This is a genomic window from Domibacillus epiphyticus, from assembly GCF_001975785.1.
Classification (GTDB): domain Bacteria; phylum Bacillota; class Bacilli; order Bacillales; family Domibacillaceae; genus Domibacillus; species Domibacillus epiphyticus.
Genome location: NZ_MSFI01000020.1, coordinates 45,601 through 60,245, shown reverse-complemented (window position 1 = coordinate 60,245; position 14,645 = coordinate 45,601). Strand labels below are relative to the sequence as shown.

The window sequence follows — 14,645 nt, the reverse complement described above, 5'->3', positions numbered from 1 at the left end:
TATGTTTTCACTTGACCAAAGAAAATAACTTCTATATAATAATGAGTGTTCATTTAGAATTATTATAGTTAGTTTCGAGGGAGTATACTAAGGTAATTTGGGGGTATACTACCTAAGCAACTGCTTATAATTCACACAACAATTACATAGGAGGAATTTACTTATGTCTCTAATTGGAAAAGAAGTACAACAATTCTCAGCAAAAGCTTTTCACAACGGTGAATTTATCGATGTTTCAGATCAAAACTTTAAAGGTCAATGGAGTGTAGTTTGCTTCTATCCTGCAGACTTTACATTCGTTTGCCCTACTGAGCTTGAAGATTTGCAAAACGAATACGCTACGCTAAAAGAACTTGGTGTTGAAGTGTACTCTGTTTCAACTGACACACATTTTACACATAAAGCATGGCATGATCACTCAGAAGCGATCGGCAAAATTGAATATATTATGATCGGTGACCCTTCACAGAAGATCTCCCGCATCTTTGATGTACTAAACGAAGAAGAAGGTTTAGCTGACCGCGGTACGTTCATCATCGATCCAGACGGCGTCATCCAAACTGTTGAAATCAATGCAGGCGGCATCGGCCGTGATGCAAGCACGATTGTGAACAAGATTAAAGCAGCTCAGTATGTTCGCAACAATCCAGGTGAAGTTTGCCCGGCTAAATGGCAAGAAGGTGCAGCAACACTTAAGCCAAGCCTTGACCTTGTAGGAAAGATTTAAGGAGCTTACTCAATGTTATTAGATGCAGATATAAAAGCACAATTAGCCCAATATCTTCAAATGATGGAGGGCGATGTGCTGCTTAAAGTCAGCACAGGATCCGATGACGTATCCCGTGATATGCTGGTATTAGTTGACGAACTAGCTACGATGTCGTCTCACATTAAGGTAGAGAAAACAGAATTACAGAGAACGCCGAGCTTTAGCGTAAATCGTATCGGTGAAGACACTGGCGTAACATTTGCCGGTATCCCGCTGGGCCACGAATTTACTTCATTAGTATTGGCTCTCTTGCAAGTGAGCGGAAGAGCCCCAAAGGTTGATCAGAAGGTCATTGATCAAGTGAAAAACATTAAAGGCGAGTATCATTTTGACTCATACATCAGCCTGAGCTGCCATAACTGCCCTGATGTTGTGCAGGCACTGAACTTGATGAGCATTCTCAATCCTGGCATTACACATACCATGATTGACGGTGCGGCATTCAAAGAAGAAGTGGAAAGCAAAGAAATCATGGCAGTGCCAACCGTGTTCCTAAATGGGGAATCGTTCGGCAGCGGCCGTATGACACTTGAAGAGATCCTTGCCAAAATGGGCAGCGGTCCGGATGCATCCGAGTTTTCTGACAAAGAGCCATTCGATGTTCTTGTTGTCGGAGGGGGACCATCAGGTGCAAGTGCAGCTGTCTATGCAGCACGTAAAGGCATTCGTACAGGTCTTGTTGCTGAACGCTTCGGCGGCCAGATTATGGACACGATGGGCATTGAGAACTTTATCAGTGTGAAATATACGGAAGGTCCTAAGCTCGCTGCAAGTCTTGAAGAGCATGTAAAAGAGTATGACATTGATGTCATGAATTTACAGCGTGCCACTCGTTTAGAAAAGAAAGACCTAATCGAACTTGAACTCGAAAATGGTGCAGTTCTAAAGAGTAAAACGGTCATCCTATCAACAGGTGCCCGCTGGCGCAATGTTGGTGTACCAGGCGAAGCAGAATTCAAGAACAAAGGTGTAGCATACTGCCCTCACTGTGATGGCCCATTATTTGCTGGAAAACACGTAGCTGTCATTGGCGGCGGTAATTCAGGTATTGAGGCAGCCATTGATCTGGCCGGTATTGTGAAGCATGTAACCGTTCTTGAATTTATGCCAGAATTAAAAGCTGACACGGTACTCCAAGAGCGTCTTTACAGTCTTCCTAACGTAACGGTTCTAAAGAACGTTCAAACAAAAGAAATTACCGGTACTGACAAAGTGAACGGGATTTCTTACATTGACCGCGCGACGGAAGAAGTTCACCACGTTGACTTGGAAGGTGTATTCGTTCAGATCGGCCTTGTACCGAATACCGACTGGTTAGGTGAATCGATTGAGCGTACCCGCATGGGTGAAATCGTCGTCAATAAACATGGCGCAACAAACATCCCTGGTGTATTTGCTGCAGGTGACTGTACAGATAGTGCCTATAAACAAATCATTATTTCAATGGGATCTGGTGCAACCGCAGCCTTAGGCGCATTCGATTATCTCATCCGAAATTAACAAAGAATAATCCAAAAAAAGTCGCTATGCTTCTGATAAATCAGCATAGCGACTTTTTCTTTTAGTGATTACGCACCTCATATCCAGCCTCATTTATTTATGGTACAGTTCACCCAGCCTTTCTAACTTTCAAAAAAAAGAACCTTCAATCCATAGATAGATAAAGGTTCGGTGTTTTATTACCAATGATATTCTATTATTTACTCAATTCCTTAAGTAAATTTTTTTATCTGTTTTATCAATCATTGCCTTTCAATTTCTTCATTGTCATTCAATGCCTTTGCTCATTAATTAAAGACAGGAAAATTTTTTTCGCTTAGACCAAGCGCCTGTGCAGTTGAAGTATGAATTTCATGCAAAAGCTCTGGGTTATCCATTAGTGACAAGCCATAAGAAGGAATCATTTCTTTAATTTTTGGTTCCCACTCTTTCAACTGTTCAGGGAAGCATTTTGTTATTACTTCCAGCATGACGTGAACGGCGGTAGAAGCACCCGGAGAAGCGCCCAGCAATGCTGCGATCGAACCATCAGCGGCACTAACAACTTCCGTGCCAAATTGAAGCGTTCCTTTTCCGCCAGCCTCCGTATCTTTGATCACTTGCACACGCTGTCCCGCTACGACTAAATCCCAATCCTCGCTTTTGGCGTTCGGGATAAACTCACGGAGTTCTTCCATACGCTGTTCTTTTGATAACATCACTTGCTGGATCAGATATTTTGTCAATGACATGTTTTTTGCACCTGCAGACAACATCGTTAAGAGATTATCCGGTTTTACGGACGTGACCAAATCAAGCATTGAACCGGTTTTTAAAAACTTTGGCGAGAAGCCGGCAAACGGTCCAAACAGCAGCGCTTTTTTATTGTCGATAAATCGTGTGTCAAGATGCGGAACAGACATTGGAGGAGCGCCAACCTTCGCTTTTCCGTATACTTTTGCATGATGCTGCGCTACAACATCCGGATTATTGCACACCATAAATATTCCGCTTACCGGGAATCCTCCAATATGTTTTCCTTCAGGAATACCGGATTTTTGCAGTAAATGTACGCTTCCTCCACCGCCTCCGATAAAAACGAATTTTGCCGTATGACGTTCAACAGCCCCGCTATCGAGATTTCGCACAATCAATTCCCACATGCCGTCGCTCGTACGTTTAATATCATTTACACTATGTTTGTAGTTTACTGCAACATCTTTACTCTTTAGGTGCTCAAACAACATGCGCGTTAAAGCGCCAAAGTTGACATCCGTTCCAGAGTCAATTTTTGTGGCCGCTATCGGATCATTCGATGCGCGGTCTTGCATAATAAGCGGAATCCACTCCATCAACTTTTCCGGATCATCCGAGAATTCCATTCCTTGGAATAGGGGATTTTTTGACAGCGCTTCAAAACGTTTCTTTAAAAACGTTACATTGTCTTCCCCTTGTACTAAACTCATATGAGGCAATGACATGATAAAGTCTTCTGGATTATGTATTAGATTGCTGTTTACAAGATAAGACCAAAACTGCATGGAAACCTGAAACTGTTCATTAATTTTTATCGCTTTGCTAATGTCTAAAGATCCATCCGGTTTTTCGACTGTGTAGTTAAGCTCGCACAGTGCCGCATGCCCCGTTCCCGCATTATTCCATTCGTTGGAGCTTTCCTCTCCTGCGTTTGAGAGCTTCTCAAATACTGTAATGTTCCAGTCCGGCACTAATTCCTTCAGAAGTGTCCCCAACGTCGCACTCATGATTCCGGCACCAATTAAGATAACGTCTGATTTCGATACGCTGTTGCTCATTTTTACCTCCCCTATGCCCCTAAGATTCGCAGAAAAGATGTAAGCGCTCCTGTTTAGGCGTACACCAAACCAAGGCGCGAAATAGACACACACCTTTTCTATTTCAATTATATCATAGTGTATGCCAATTATTTATAGATTAAAATATCTACTATAATTATAAGTTATAAAAAAAAACGGGTAAACAGTGAAAAATGCGTCTACAAGGCACAGGAACTTCTTCTAAAAATTTTACTACTCATTTAAAGACTCGCGAAGACGCTTGATATCGCTTAATGGAGGCAGACCAAACATTCGAGCGTATTCACGGCTGAACGGGGAAGGACTTTCATAACCTGGTTGGAACCGGCATTTGCAGCTTCCGGTATATCTCAAAGCAATAGACGGCGAGCTTCCTGTTCTTACCTATGAATATCTGTAATGGAATATGATGGTTAACTGAGAGGTTGTACTTGTCAATTAAGGAGCGGAATATAGGAGTATACGATTTTTATATTACATGTAAAACATATGAAAAGGAGTACCATTTCACACAATTAACCATCCTCTATCTTTATGATATGATATTAAGAAAGTGGTTTTTTTAGGAGAAATAGTTTATGAATGAACTAATTTTTGAAAAAAGGAAATTTAACTATAGCAGCCTAAATCAGATAAAGTCTGTTTACTTAAACGATTATCCAATCGTTTATATCCTATATAACAAAAAGCGGCCAACAGCTTATATAGGACAGACAGTACATGCAACACGTCGCATGAAAGACCATTTTAGCAATCCAAAACGTTCCTTCTACGATGACACAATCCTCATAGGTCACGAGGAATTTAATCAATCTGCCACATATAATATCGAAACAAATCTCATCAATTACTTTATTGCAGATAATCACTATAAGCTACAAAATGTCAGTCAGACTGTTAAAAATCAAATGCATAATTATTATCAAAAAGAATACTACAATGAAAAAGTCTTTAACAAGGTGTGGGAAAGACTTCAGCAAGAAAAAATCGCTTTTGATACAATCGAGAACCTTAAGAACAAAGACATTTTTAAATTATCCCCCTATAAAGCACTTTCTGAAAAACAATTAGAAATTAAAAACAAGATAATTGATTTTTGTAAGGAAAACATTAACAAAGCAGGACATCACGTTTTTTTAATAGAAGGAGATGCCGGAACAGGTAAAAGTGTCTTATTAAGTTCACTATTTAACACGATTCAAGACTATGCTAATGACAAAAGTTCTAAATTAGCTGATACAAACAATTATTTATTGGTTAACCATGGGGAAATGATTAAAACTTATCAAAGTATTGCATTTAGCTTACCTAATTTAAAAAAGAAAAATTTTTTAAAACCTACTCCTTTCATTAACCAAATGGATAAGACTTCTAACACGGCAGACATTGTTTTAGTTGACGAGGCCCACTTGCTGCTTAGCAAGGAAGATTCTTACAACAATTTTCTAATAATCAACTCGAAGAAATTATTAAAAGAAGTAAAATATCGGTCATCATTTTCGATCCAAAGCAAGTTTTGAAAATTAAAAGCTATTGGAATAAAGATTTATTAAAACATATTACACAAAAGTATCAGGCAGAAACTTTTCAATTAACGGATCAGTTTAGAATTAATGCTAGTCCTGATATCCCAAAATGGATTGATAATTTTGTTTCAAAACAGTTATTACCCCTCCCTAAAACAGAAAATGAAAATTATGAAATTAAAATTTTTCAGAACAGCCAAGATTTTAAAGCGGCGATTGAAAATAAAAATAATAAATACGGGCTTTCACGAATCGTTTCAACATTTGATTATCTGCATAAGAAAGATGGGGCGGAATATTATGTAGACGAAAGCGGACTAAATATGCCATGGAATATTACAAAAAATAATGTGACTTGGGCAGAAGAGCCTCATACCATTAAGGAAGTCGGCTCCATTTATACTGTGCAAGGATTTGATTTAAACTATGTGGGTGTTATTCTAGGCCCTTCTATCGGATATGATGAAGAGAAGGATCAATTACTTATAGATACTTCTAAATATAAAGATACCGAAGCATTTCGCTCCAGAAAGGATTTATCACTTGAGGAAAACGAAAAGGTAAAAGAGGAAATCATTTTAAATTCTATTAATATATTAATGAAACGCGGAATACATGGCCTATATATATATGCCACGGATCAAAAACTTAGAAGTAAGCTACTCTCTTTAGTAAAGGAATGAAAACATTGAGTGAAATAGAGGCATTAATAAAAGCAATTAATAATTTTAGAGACGAACGCAACTGGCGTCAATATCATAACCCAAAAGATCTAGCCATCTCCATCTCCCTTGAAGCATCAGAACTACTGGAAAATTTTCAATGGAAAAACAGTGAACTAGCATTAGAAGTAAATTCCGAAAATATTGCAGAAGAAATTGCCGATGTATTGATCTACTCTCTAATGCTATGTTCAGACCTTGATTTAGATGTAACACAAATTATCGAAGAAAAATTAAAAAAAAATACACAGAAGTATCCTGTTGGAAATGAGTAAGGGATAAAGAGAATTTCCAATGTTTTGATGCAAACTGTAACCCCTAGATAAGATGAGACATCTTCTGATAGATAAAAGCACGACACTTTTTACCAGTAAAAGACGTGCGTTTTACATGGAGAGGCGAACGTAATAGCCTAATTCCGCAGGCAAAAGTATTGCTGTGACTGGCTTTTTCATAAAATTATGTTCGCAGAGGCTCCATGTCAAACGACAAGCTGCCTGAGCTAACTTCCAGTAATATGTGTCACTTTATCTATCGTAAACTGTTCCTTTCTGTCGCGCGGTCACACAACCTTAAATAAAGCTCCTGAAGCTAGACCATCATGAGCTTTTAGATTTTATATTAACGAAGGAAACCATCATCTCACTTGTGGTACGGTTCACCGTAACGTTGGATAGGGTAAATAACTAAGGAGAGGAGTTGCCCTCTCCTGCTTTTTATTTATTCAGACTATCAAGAATCACATTTCTCCAAGCTTTTGCATCAACCCCATTTAAGTCAGCTGTCACAATGAGGCGTTGAGAGAAGCCATGTTTATCGTACCATTTCTTTTTCTTTTCCCAATGTTCACGATAACTTGGAACATTTAACATGCCAAGGTGTTCTATATACCATTCATCTCCTCTGTATTGAAGAGTAAAGTCTGGTCGATAGAATGTTCCATCATCTGCATATAAAGGCACATCATATTGGAAAGGGATGCCCTCTTCAAACAATATGTTAGCAATAATAACTTCATTTTTTGACTGAACCATATGGTCAGAAAGTGTCCTATGTATTTTACCTTCCTCGTACCATTCATCCATATCGAAAAACTCTAATGGTATTGGTTCAAATTCAAAAGTAGATGAGTTGATCTTAATTAGTTCAGATGCTTCTTTTCTGCTCAAACTTAGCAGTGGTGATATATCTTCTTCTACAAACAGAGTTGTATGCACTTGTGCCCTTGTAATACCTGTATAAAAAAGCTCCTTTGAAAGTAGACGTTTTTTACTTTTCGGCAGCACAAAGTAGACTCTTTTAAATTCACTTCCTTGTGACTTATGGACCGATATCGCATACGCTAATTCCAAGTTTTCTTCTACTGCCGACTTTGAATTAAAGTTTACTCTGTAATGTTCTTTTCGGTTAAATAGAACTTGGAACTGTTGTAACCGAAAGTTATTCCAGTACCATTTCTTTTTGTCAAACGGATGCACATGAACAAATCCTAATTCTCCATTAAATATTTGAACCTTTTCATTTGATCTTGTTTGCATGTTATAAGCCCAATATGGGTTTGACTTCGGACGATTTTTATATTGAATCACTTTGTCGAAGTAACTAACTCCACCGAGATTTCCTTTATTTGTTTTGTTAGATCCGTTAAAAACATCTTGGATTAACTGATTAATTGATTCCGTACCAAATGCTTCACCTCTGTAAGGTGAGATGATTTGGAAAGCCTCTGCACTGTGATTCCCGTCTTCTTGGTTGAGTATCTTAAAGTCTTCCCAAAGCCGTTCTGGGTCAACTTTTTCTCCTCTCATTTCCTCGATATCACTAATGATGGTTTGGTATATCTTCCGTTTAAGTTCTTCTCCGTCATTCCAGTAAACTACGGATAAATCTTTATCGATTTTTCCACCCTTTTGTACTTTTTGTAGTACATCCTCAGAGTTGATCTCCTTTTCCACATTAGAACCTTCCGTATAAAGGCTGGCAAGCTTTAAAGATATACCGCCACTTTCTAGCTGCCTACAATTAGTTTTAAGCATTCCTATTGATTCAGGAAATTTGCTTTTTAACCAGTGTAAAATGTCGGAAAAAGGCTTACCTACTCCTATTGGTGGAAGCTGATTCACGTCACCAACAAAAATTAACCTTTGTACCGTATTCAAATTAATCGCCTTAAACAGTGTAGCTAACAAATTGACGTCTATCATAGAAGCTTCATCGATAATATAGGTAGTCACATTCGTCTCTACAGTTCCGCCGCTTCTCTTAAAGGTCATATTATTATTTAACCAGCCACGCTTTGCCAAAAATGAATGAATCGTCTCAGCAGCCTTGCCTGTTCTCTCCCTTAATCGATCAGCAGCTTTTCCTGTCGGAGCTAATAGCTGAAATGTTGTTCCTTCACCGTGAGCTTTCATTATTCCATTGATAATAGATTTAAGTATTGTTGTTTTCCCTGTCCCAGCTTCTCCATGAATAATAGATATTGGCTGCCTAAATATCTGTCGGCAAATCTCGACTTGCTCATTTAATATATTCTTATATTGCTCTGGAGCTTTTTCAAGAATAGGACTTTTAGGACTGTAAAGCATATTTTCCCAATCATTATCTGTTACTGGGTACTTGAGCTTAATTTTAGACCGTGAAAGTAAAGTACGAATAACCTTTTCAATTTGTCTTTCTAGCTCATATACATGTTTACGATATAGATAAATTGACTGATCCGTCTTTCTTATGTATAGGCTTTTTGCCAGCTCATCTTCATCTACTTCTATATGCCGCAATGTAAAAGAATCCTTTTTATATTCGGGCATATGTGACAGACTTTTGTTCAACTTGTTTAAAATCTGTTTTGCATCCAAGAATGCATGCTGGTTAAATTGCTTTAGTACTTCACAACAAAGGGCTTTTAATCTTCTTGGGTCATCTGTATCCATCATGCTCTCTTCTCCTAGGTCAGGGGAAGGAAAAACACCATGGTCAATCTTATAAAATGTTATTCTATCATCCGAGTCATCACCAATATACTCTTCATTCAGTAAATATGGGTTTTCAATTATTTCACTTAAAGATGAATATACTCCAGATTCATCTCTATTCTCACTAACAATTCTTTCAATTTGCTCTTTTGAAAGATCGAATCGTGGAAGAACGTCTTTAAGTATCGTTCGTTCTTCATCATCTTTGATTTTCCAATGTCTTTGTATTTTTTTCAATTCTGTTTTATCAATATTCAAAGACGGTGGCGCCTCAACTTTTCCTTCAAGCAAACCAAAAAGCGTTTCTTTGATTTCCCTAATATCAGTTTTGGCAATTTGTGTTTTTACATATGGAATTGCTTTTGAAAAATTCACATAGTTCATAACTGCTGGTAATCCAGGCAGCAAGCCTCTGTGTTCCCATAGCTCATTTATTAAACTACTTAACCAGTTTATTCTTTGGTTCCAGTCTTCTGTGGTATCTCCAAGCTCTTTCAGAGTATGTGCAATATCTAAAAAGCGTTCAATTAGCCCTAACGCTTCGTCATCACTAAATTTACGGGTACCATATTTGAAGTTCCGTTGATTTTCAGGAATAAAAGCTAACTTTGAAAGGATTTCCTCATTGTCCATGTAACGGTGATAAGGGATTCTCATACCCTCTTCGGCATAATTAGATTGAATGACACGGCCCCATACAAATCCTCCGAATCTATTTAGGCTTTCTTCACTTTGGTTTTCATAAGTCATTTCATCTCCAATTTCTTTTAAGCGAGCCACTCCTACCAACACATATTTTTTATCCTCCCCGCTAAAAGGGTTATCATAGTTGGCATAATAAAAAATTAACGAAGTACCTTGCTCTAGATCGGCAAAGTATTCCCTCATATTTTTTGCTCTTAACTCAGGATCGAATCTTCCATTCCTTTTAGCGCTTTCATCATACATTGCCTCATATGGCCATGTATTAATTGAGTATGGCGGCATATTCCATTTTTTTGTTTTTGTATTATCATTAAAAAATACTGGTGGTTCGTTCTCAGCAGTAATTTCACTGTCACCGAAAGCATTGATACTATATGAGCATGGGAGGACTCTTGGTAACTCTGATGCATGTACACCGCTGTTTTCCTCTTCCCATTCTAGGTTACGTTTACTGGCAATAACATCTCCTGGAAATGAGTATCTTCCTACACAATAAACATTTTCTTTTGGATTATTACATACTCTCCCATTCCAACCATTGTCATGCCAGGCAATTCTTACAGATAAATGGTTTGGCATTAAAAAAGCCTCCCTTTCATGTTATCCTTACATATTCTACATTTATTTCTATTATTCAATAAATCACAGAGAAATCCTGCTAAACTACTAGTTTTAAAGAAGAATAGCAGAGGTATTTGTAAAATTTTGTAGAATGTAATTACTATGAATTATTTTTACTTTTATAGAACTGTAGGAGGATAGTCGATGAGCGATGAAACACCTCAAGTAAATAAAAAATCGGTATCGCCTGATGAAGTTCTTTCTATTACTGATCCTGGTGATGAAGTACAGAGAAGATTTAGATACCAGCATACATATACTGCTCTTATTGCTATACAAATGACTTCAGGAAAAATAGCTTATAAAGAATTACTATGTGAACACCATGAAGATATTCTAGGTGTTCGTAATGATGGGAAATTTGAAGGAATACAAATAAAGACAAAGCAAATATCAGACGGGGCATTAGAATTGGAGGAAGAGTCAGTAACAAAAAGCCTATTAAGGTTCATTAAACTAAATAACGATTTTCCAGGTTCGTTTAAGAAATTTATTTTTGTATCTAATTGTCCAACAAGAAATGATGGGACAGGAAAAAGTTTAAATAACCTAATAAATCAGGCAAAGACTAAGAAAACACAAGATCCCTTCAAGCCAGGTACATTAGAAAAATTTTTTAAATCGCTATGTGAAAAAAGCAAGTCAAATGAGCATGATGTCATTAGTGTCTTATCCATGATTGAAATTCAACAAGGTCCAAGTATTGAAGATATAGAATCAAAAATTATAACCGATCATTTAGGTAGAATGGTTGAATGCTTTCAAACACCTTTACCTAAATTAAAAATCATCCTTGATTCTATTGTTAGTCAAATTTATTTTTCTTCATCTAAGAGGGTTGAAAATCCACTTCAAGATTATATTTCCTTTGTAGATGAAAACGAGCAGCTACTTGATAAAGTGTATATAAATACTAAGAGGATTTCTATAAATAGTATTAACAGATTAATAACTGAGCCGCTTACAAAAAACTTGTTTCTTAGTTCAAGAAAAGGACCTCCTATCCAAATCAATTCTTCTACATCAGACCTTATGTTTTATAAAATGCAATGTGGGCTAATTGAAGACGATAGTATTGAAATCATGGATGACTTAAGGGCATCTTCAGAGACTTATATTTTAAAAAATTATTATAAAACTAAAAATCCTACTGAAACATTAGAACAATTAGACCAAATTCGTACGATTGTAAAAAACCAAGCTATTGAATCAAAATCTAGGAGCAAATTAAAAGGGTCACCATATGGTGTAATAATGCTTCACGATATTGAAGACAGATTGGAAAAGATAGTTGAAAATCGTCATCATGATGTCTATCAAACACCTTATGAAATCCTTAAGGGCATAGTCGGGATACTTACAAATGAATGCAAGGTTGCTTTTAGCGAAGAGCCAACAGGAGGTTGGAAAAAAGCATGGATCAATCACTACTCGAAAGAATAATTAGACTCGATGAGAATGATGAAATAAATATAATTAGGATTCTTATCTTGATTGATAAAATGGCAGGCCGAAATCAGAAGCAAACTATTGATGGGATAAATAAGTTAGTAAAATTGGATTTTCTCTTACGTTATCCAGTAGCCTTAGAAAGAGCTCTAATGAAGCTAAAAAAGGACAAGGATATACCTAAAATAGATATACAAGTATATGAAAGAGAAAGTGTAGAGACAAATTTAATGCATTTCAATTATGGGCCATGGGATAGTAGGTATCGGAGATTCCTTACAATTCTCGAAGCTAAAGGCTTAATTGCTTATATTATTAGTGGAAAAACAGTTAATGTCTCCATTACTCAAACTGGTCATAAAACAGTAGAGGACATTTCTAGTTTTTCTGAATTTCAAGATTATGTAATAAGGAGTGGACTAATAAAAAGGCATTTTGGTCCATATTCTTCAAAGAAACTTATGAATTTTTTTTATGAAGTGTTTCCTGAAATGGTTACAATGAAACAGGGAGAGGAAATAAAAATATGAATTTGAAAATAGAAAACTTAACGCTTACTTGTAGAAAAGAAATAATAGAAATTCCCTTTGCAAAAAATATTACTTATTTTTACGGAAAAATGGGTGCTGGTAAATCAACCATATTACAATTAATAGACTATTGTTTAGGTAATGAACTTGTTGTAACACCTGCTCTCCAACAAGAATTCATTAATGCTGAATTAGAACTTGTACTAGGCAATAATCAAGTTACCCTTTTTCGAGAAAAGGGTTCAAATCAAGTACAGGTTGAGTGGGTTGACCTCCAAAAACAAGAGGTATTAAACGTAATTGCCCCAATTAATAAGCAGGAAAACCCCCAGCCTTTAGTACCAAACACTAACATAATATTATTAACGGACCTATTATTTTATTTAGGTGGATTTCAACCTCCCCTTGTTCGGAAGAGTAAAAAATCTGAAAACACAGATCTTATCCGTTTGAGTTTTAGAGATTTAATGTGGTACTGCTACCTTAATCAGGACGAGATTGATAGTTCCATGCTTCATTTGGAAAAGGAAGCAAACAATTTTAAAAGACTAAAAAGTCGAGATGTAATGAGATTAATCCTCGGCTTTCACCAAGAAAGTGTTGCTTTACTAGAAAGTGAGCTGCTTGAGGTTCGCAATGAAAAAGCTACTCTTTATTCAACCGCAAAACAATTACATGTGTTTTTAGAAGAGAACCAGATAGGAGAGACTTCTACTATCTTAAAAAGAATTGAGGATATCGATGAGGATAATCAACAAGTAAAAATTAATATTAATAATATCAATAAAGAGATCAAACAGGAGAATAGCCATCCAGTAGACAAACTAAGAGAAGAAGCAAGATCTTATGCAATTCTTTTAGATGAACTTAATACATCAGTTTATGATATTGAGGTACAAATAGCACAAAGGAAAAGGCTTTTAGGTGAATTTGCATCGGCTAAGATGAAAGTTAATAGGTCGTTAATTGCTAGGAACACTCTAAAAGATTTGGAATTTTTAACTTGTCCTCAGTGTGAACGTGAATTAATAAATAGGGTCCCTAATAACAAACAATGCTCTTTATGTAAAGTTCCATTTGATGATAAAAATTATTTTGAAAGTAATAACATAGAAGTAATAAAAACTGACTTAACATCTAGATATATTGAATTACAAGATTCTATTACTCGCCTTAACCGACAAAGGGATGCCATGTTAAAAGAATTACGTAGAATTAAAGAGGAAAAACAAGTAATTGATGAGGATCTACTTGAATTACAAACTACTTATGATTCAATTTATTTAGCAAAAGCAAAATCTTATGAACGTACATTAGGAGAGCTTAAAGCTGAAAAGCTAGCGCTACATAAATTACTCCCATTAACAAATCAAGTAAAGGAGTTACAAGAGAAGGCCGATAATTTATTAGTTGATGAGGCACGCTTAAAACGGGAACTAAAGGAAGCAAGAGAAAAAGCAGAAAAGGATAATACCAACCTCGAAGAGCTTAAGTCATTATTCCTTGAAAATTTAGTCGAAGTAGGTCTTCCAGGTGTTAACCAAAGTGATATCGTATCAATTAGCACAAATGACTTCATTCCAAAAATCTATCGTGCAAAAGATGATGATGTATATGAAATGCAGTTCTCTAAATGTTGCTTTGCTTTAGCAATACACCGCTTAGCAAAACAAAGGAAAGTACCTCTCCCAGGTTTCCTCATGATTGATACACCAATGAAAAATATTAGTGAACGAGAAAATGAAGACATTTTTAGAGGCTTTTATACTTTTCTTTATAAGTTAGCAGCAAATGAGTTGAAAGATTTACAATTTATTGTTGTAGATAAAGAATATTATCCTATTCCAGAAAAGATTTCTAAAAAGGTCAGTATAATAAAAAAACATATGACCCCTGATGACCCTATGCATCCGCCATTAATACCATATTATAAAGGACACTAAACTTTTTGAGTTCAAATAAAAAGGTAGAGGAATGAAAGCATTCTTCTACCTTTTGCTCTTAGATTTTTTACATTCATTAGGAATATCGTTT

8 protein-coding genes and 2 pseudogenes are annotated in these 14,645 nt (G+C 36.3%); 7 read left to right on the top strand and 3 right to left on the bottom strand.

Going from position 1 to position 14,645, the window contains the following annotated elements; translation table 11 throughout:
* Positions 1 to 163 precede the first annotated feature (163 nt).
* Entirely contained in the window at positions 164 to 727 is a 564-nt protein-coding gene (ahpC, locus tag BTO28_RS12065) for an alkyl hydroperoxide reductase subunit C (protein WP_076766595.1), read from the top strand.
* A gap of 12 nt (positions 728 to 739) precedes the next feature.
* The gene (ahpF, locus tag BTO28_RS12060; protein ID WP_076766593.1) at positions 740 to 2,269 is read left to right on the top strand and encodes an alkyl hydroperoxide reductase subunit F; all 1,530 of its coding nucleotides are present in this window, start codon (positions 740 to 742) and stop codon (positions 2,267 to 2,269) included.
* A 287-nt stretch (positions 2,270 to 2,556) separates the two neighbouring features.
* Here the strand turns inward: ahpF and BTO28_RS12055 are convergent, their stop codons facing one another.
* On the bottom strand, positions 2,557 to 4,062 hold the full coding sequence (locus tag BTO28_RS12055; RefSeq protein ID WP_076766591.1) for a malate:quinone oxidoreductase: 1,506 nt from the start codon (positions 4,060 to 4,062) through the stop codon (positions 2,557 to 2,559).
* A 234-nt stretch (positions 4,063 to 4,296) separates the two neighbouring features.
* Positions 4,297 to 4,460: pseudogene (locus BTO28_RS17515) on the bottom strand (AraC family transcriptional regulator); the annotation flags it as partial.
* Between the two features lie 201 nt (positions 4,461 to 4,661).
* On the opposite strand from BTO28_RS17515, the pseudogene BTO28_RS12045 reads away from it, so the two are divergent.
* A pseudogene (locus BTO28_RS12045) lies at positions 4,662 to 6,292 on the top strand (DUF2075 domain-containing protein).
* 5 nt (positions 6,293 to 6,297) lie between these two features.
* Positions 6,298 to 6,606, top strand: a complete 309-nt coding sequence (locus tag BTO28_RS12040; RefSeq protein ID WP_076766589.1) for a nucleotide pyrophosphohydrolase — start codon at positions 6,298 to 6,300, stop codon at positions 6,604 to 6,606.
* Positions 6,607 to 7,047: 441 nt separating this feature from the next.
* Here the strand turns inward: BTO28_RS12040 and BTO28_RS12035 are convergent, their stop codons facing one another.
* Positions 7,048 to 10,590: an AAA family ATPase gene (locus BTO28_RS12035; RefSeq protein WP_076766587.1), complete on the bottom strand. Its 3,543-nt coding sequence runs from the start codon at positions 10,588 to 10,590 to the stop codon at positions 7,048 to 7,050.
* A 186-nt stretch (positions 10,591 to 10,776) separates the two neighbouring features.
* Between BTO28_RS12035 and BTO28_RS12030 the strand changes: the two genes are divergently transcribed.
* From BTO28_RS12030 to BTO28_RS12020, 3 genes are read left to right on the top strand one after another with little or no spacing between them, the layout of a single operon-like run.
* Positions 10,777 to 12,075 carry a dsDNA nuclease domain-containing protein gene (locus BTO28_RS12030; protein WP_076766585.1) on the top strand — a complete coding sequence of 433 codons (1,299 nt, stop codon included), beginning with the start codon at positions 10,777 to 10,779 and terminating at the stop codon, positions 12,073 to 12,075.
* On the top strand, positions 12,048 to 12,611 hold the full coding sequence (locus BTO28_RS12025; RefSeq protein ID WP_076766582.1) for a hypothetical protein: 564 nt from the start codon (positions 12,048 to 12,050) through the stop codon (positions 12,609 to 12,611). Before BTO28_RS12030 ends, BTO28_RS12025 begins: the two co-directional genes overlap by 28 nt.
* Entirely contained in the window at positions 12,608 to 14,554 is a 1,947-nt protein-coding gene (locus BTO28_RS12020) for an ATP-binding protein (RefSeq protein WP_076766580.1), read from the top strand. Before BTO28_RS12025 ends, BTO28_RS12020 begins: the two co-directional genes overlap by 4 nt.
* Positions 14,555 to 14,645: the final 91 nt, after the last annotated feature.

What these genes read in the sequence shown, in the direction of transcription:
- ahpC (WP_076766595.1), top strand. Translation starts at nt 164, where the DNA reads ATGTCTCTAATTGGAAAAGAAGTACAACAATTCTCAGCAAAAGCTTTT.
- ahpF (WP_076766593.1), top strand. Translation starts at nt 740, where the DNA reads ATGTTATTAGATGCAGATATAAAAGCACAATTAGCCCAATATCTTCAA.
- BTO28_RS12055 (WP_076766591.1), bottom strand. Translation starts at nt 4,062, where the DNA reads ATGAGCAACAGCGTATCGAAATCAGACGTTATCTTAATTGGTGCCGGA.
- BTO28_RS12035 (WP_076766587.1), bottom strand. Translation starts at nt 10,590, where the DNA reads ATGCCAAACCATTTATCTGTAAGAATTGCCTGGCATGACAATGGTTGG.
- BTO28_RS12030 (WP_076766585.1), top strand. Translation starts at nt 10,777, where the DNA reads ATGAGCGATGAAACACCTCAAGTAAATAAAAAATCGGTATCGCCTGAT.
- BTO28_RS12025 (WP_076766582.1), top strand. Translation starts at nt 12,048, where the DNA reads ATGGATCAATCACTACTCGAAAGAATAATTAGACTCGATGAGAATGAT.
- BTO28_RS12020 (WP_076766580.1), top strand. Translation starts at nt 12,608, where the DNA reads ATGAATTTGAAAATAGAAAACTTAACGCTTACTTGTAGAAAAGAAATA.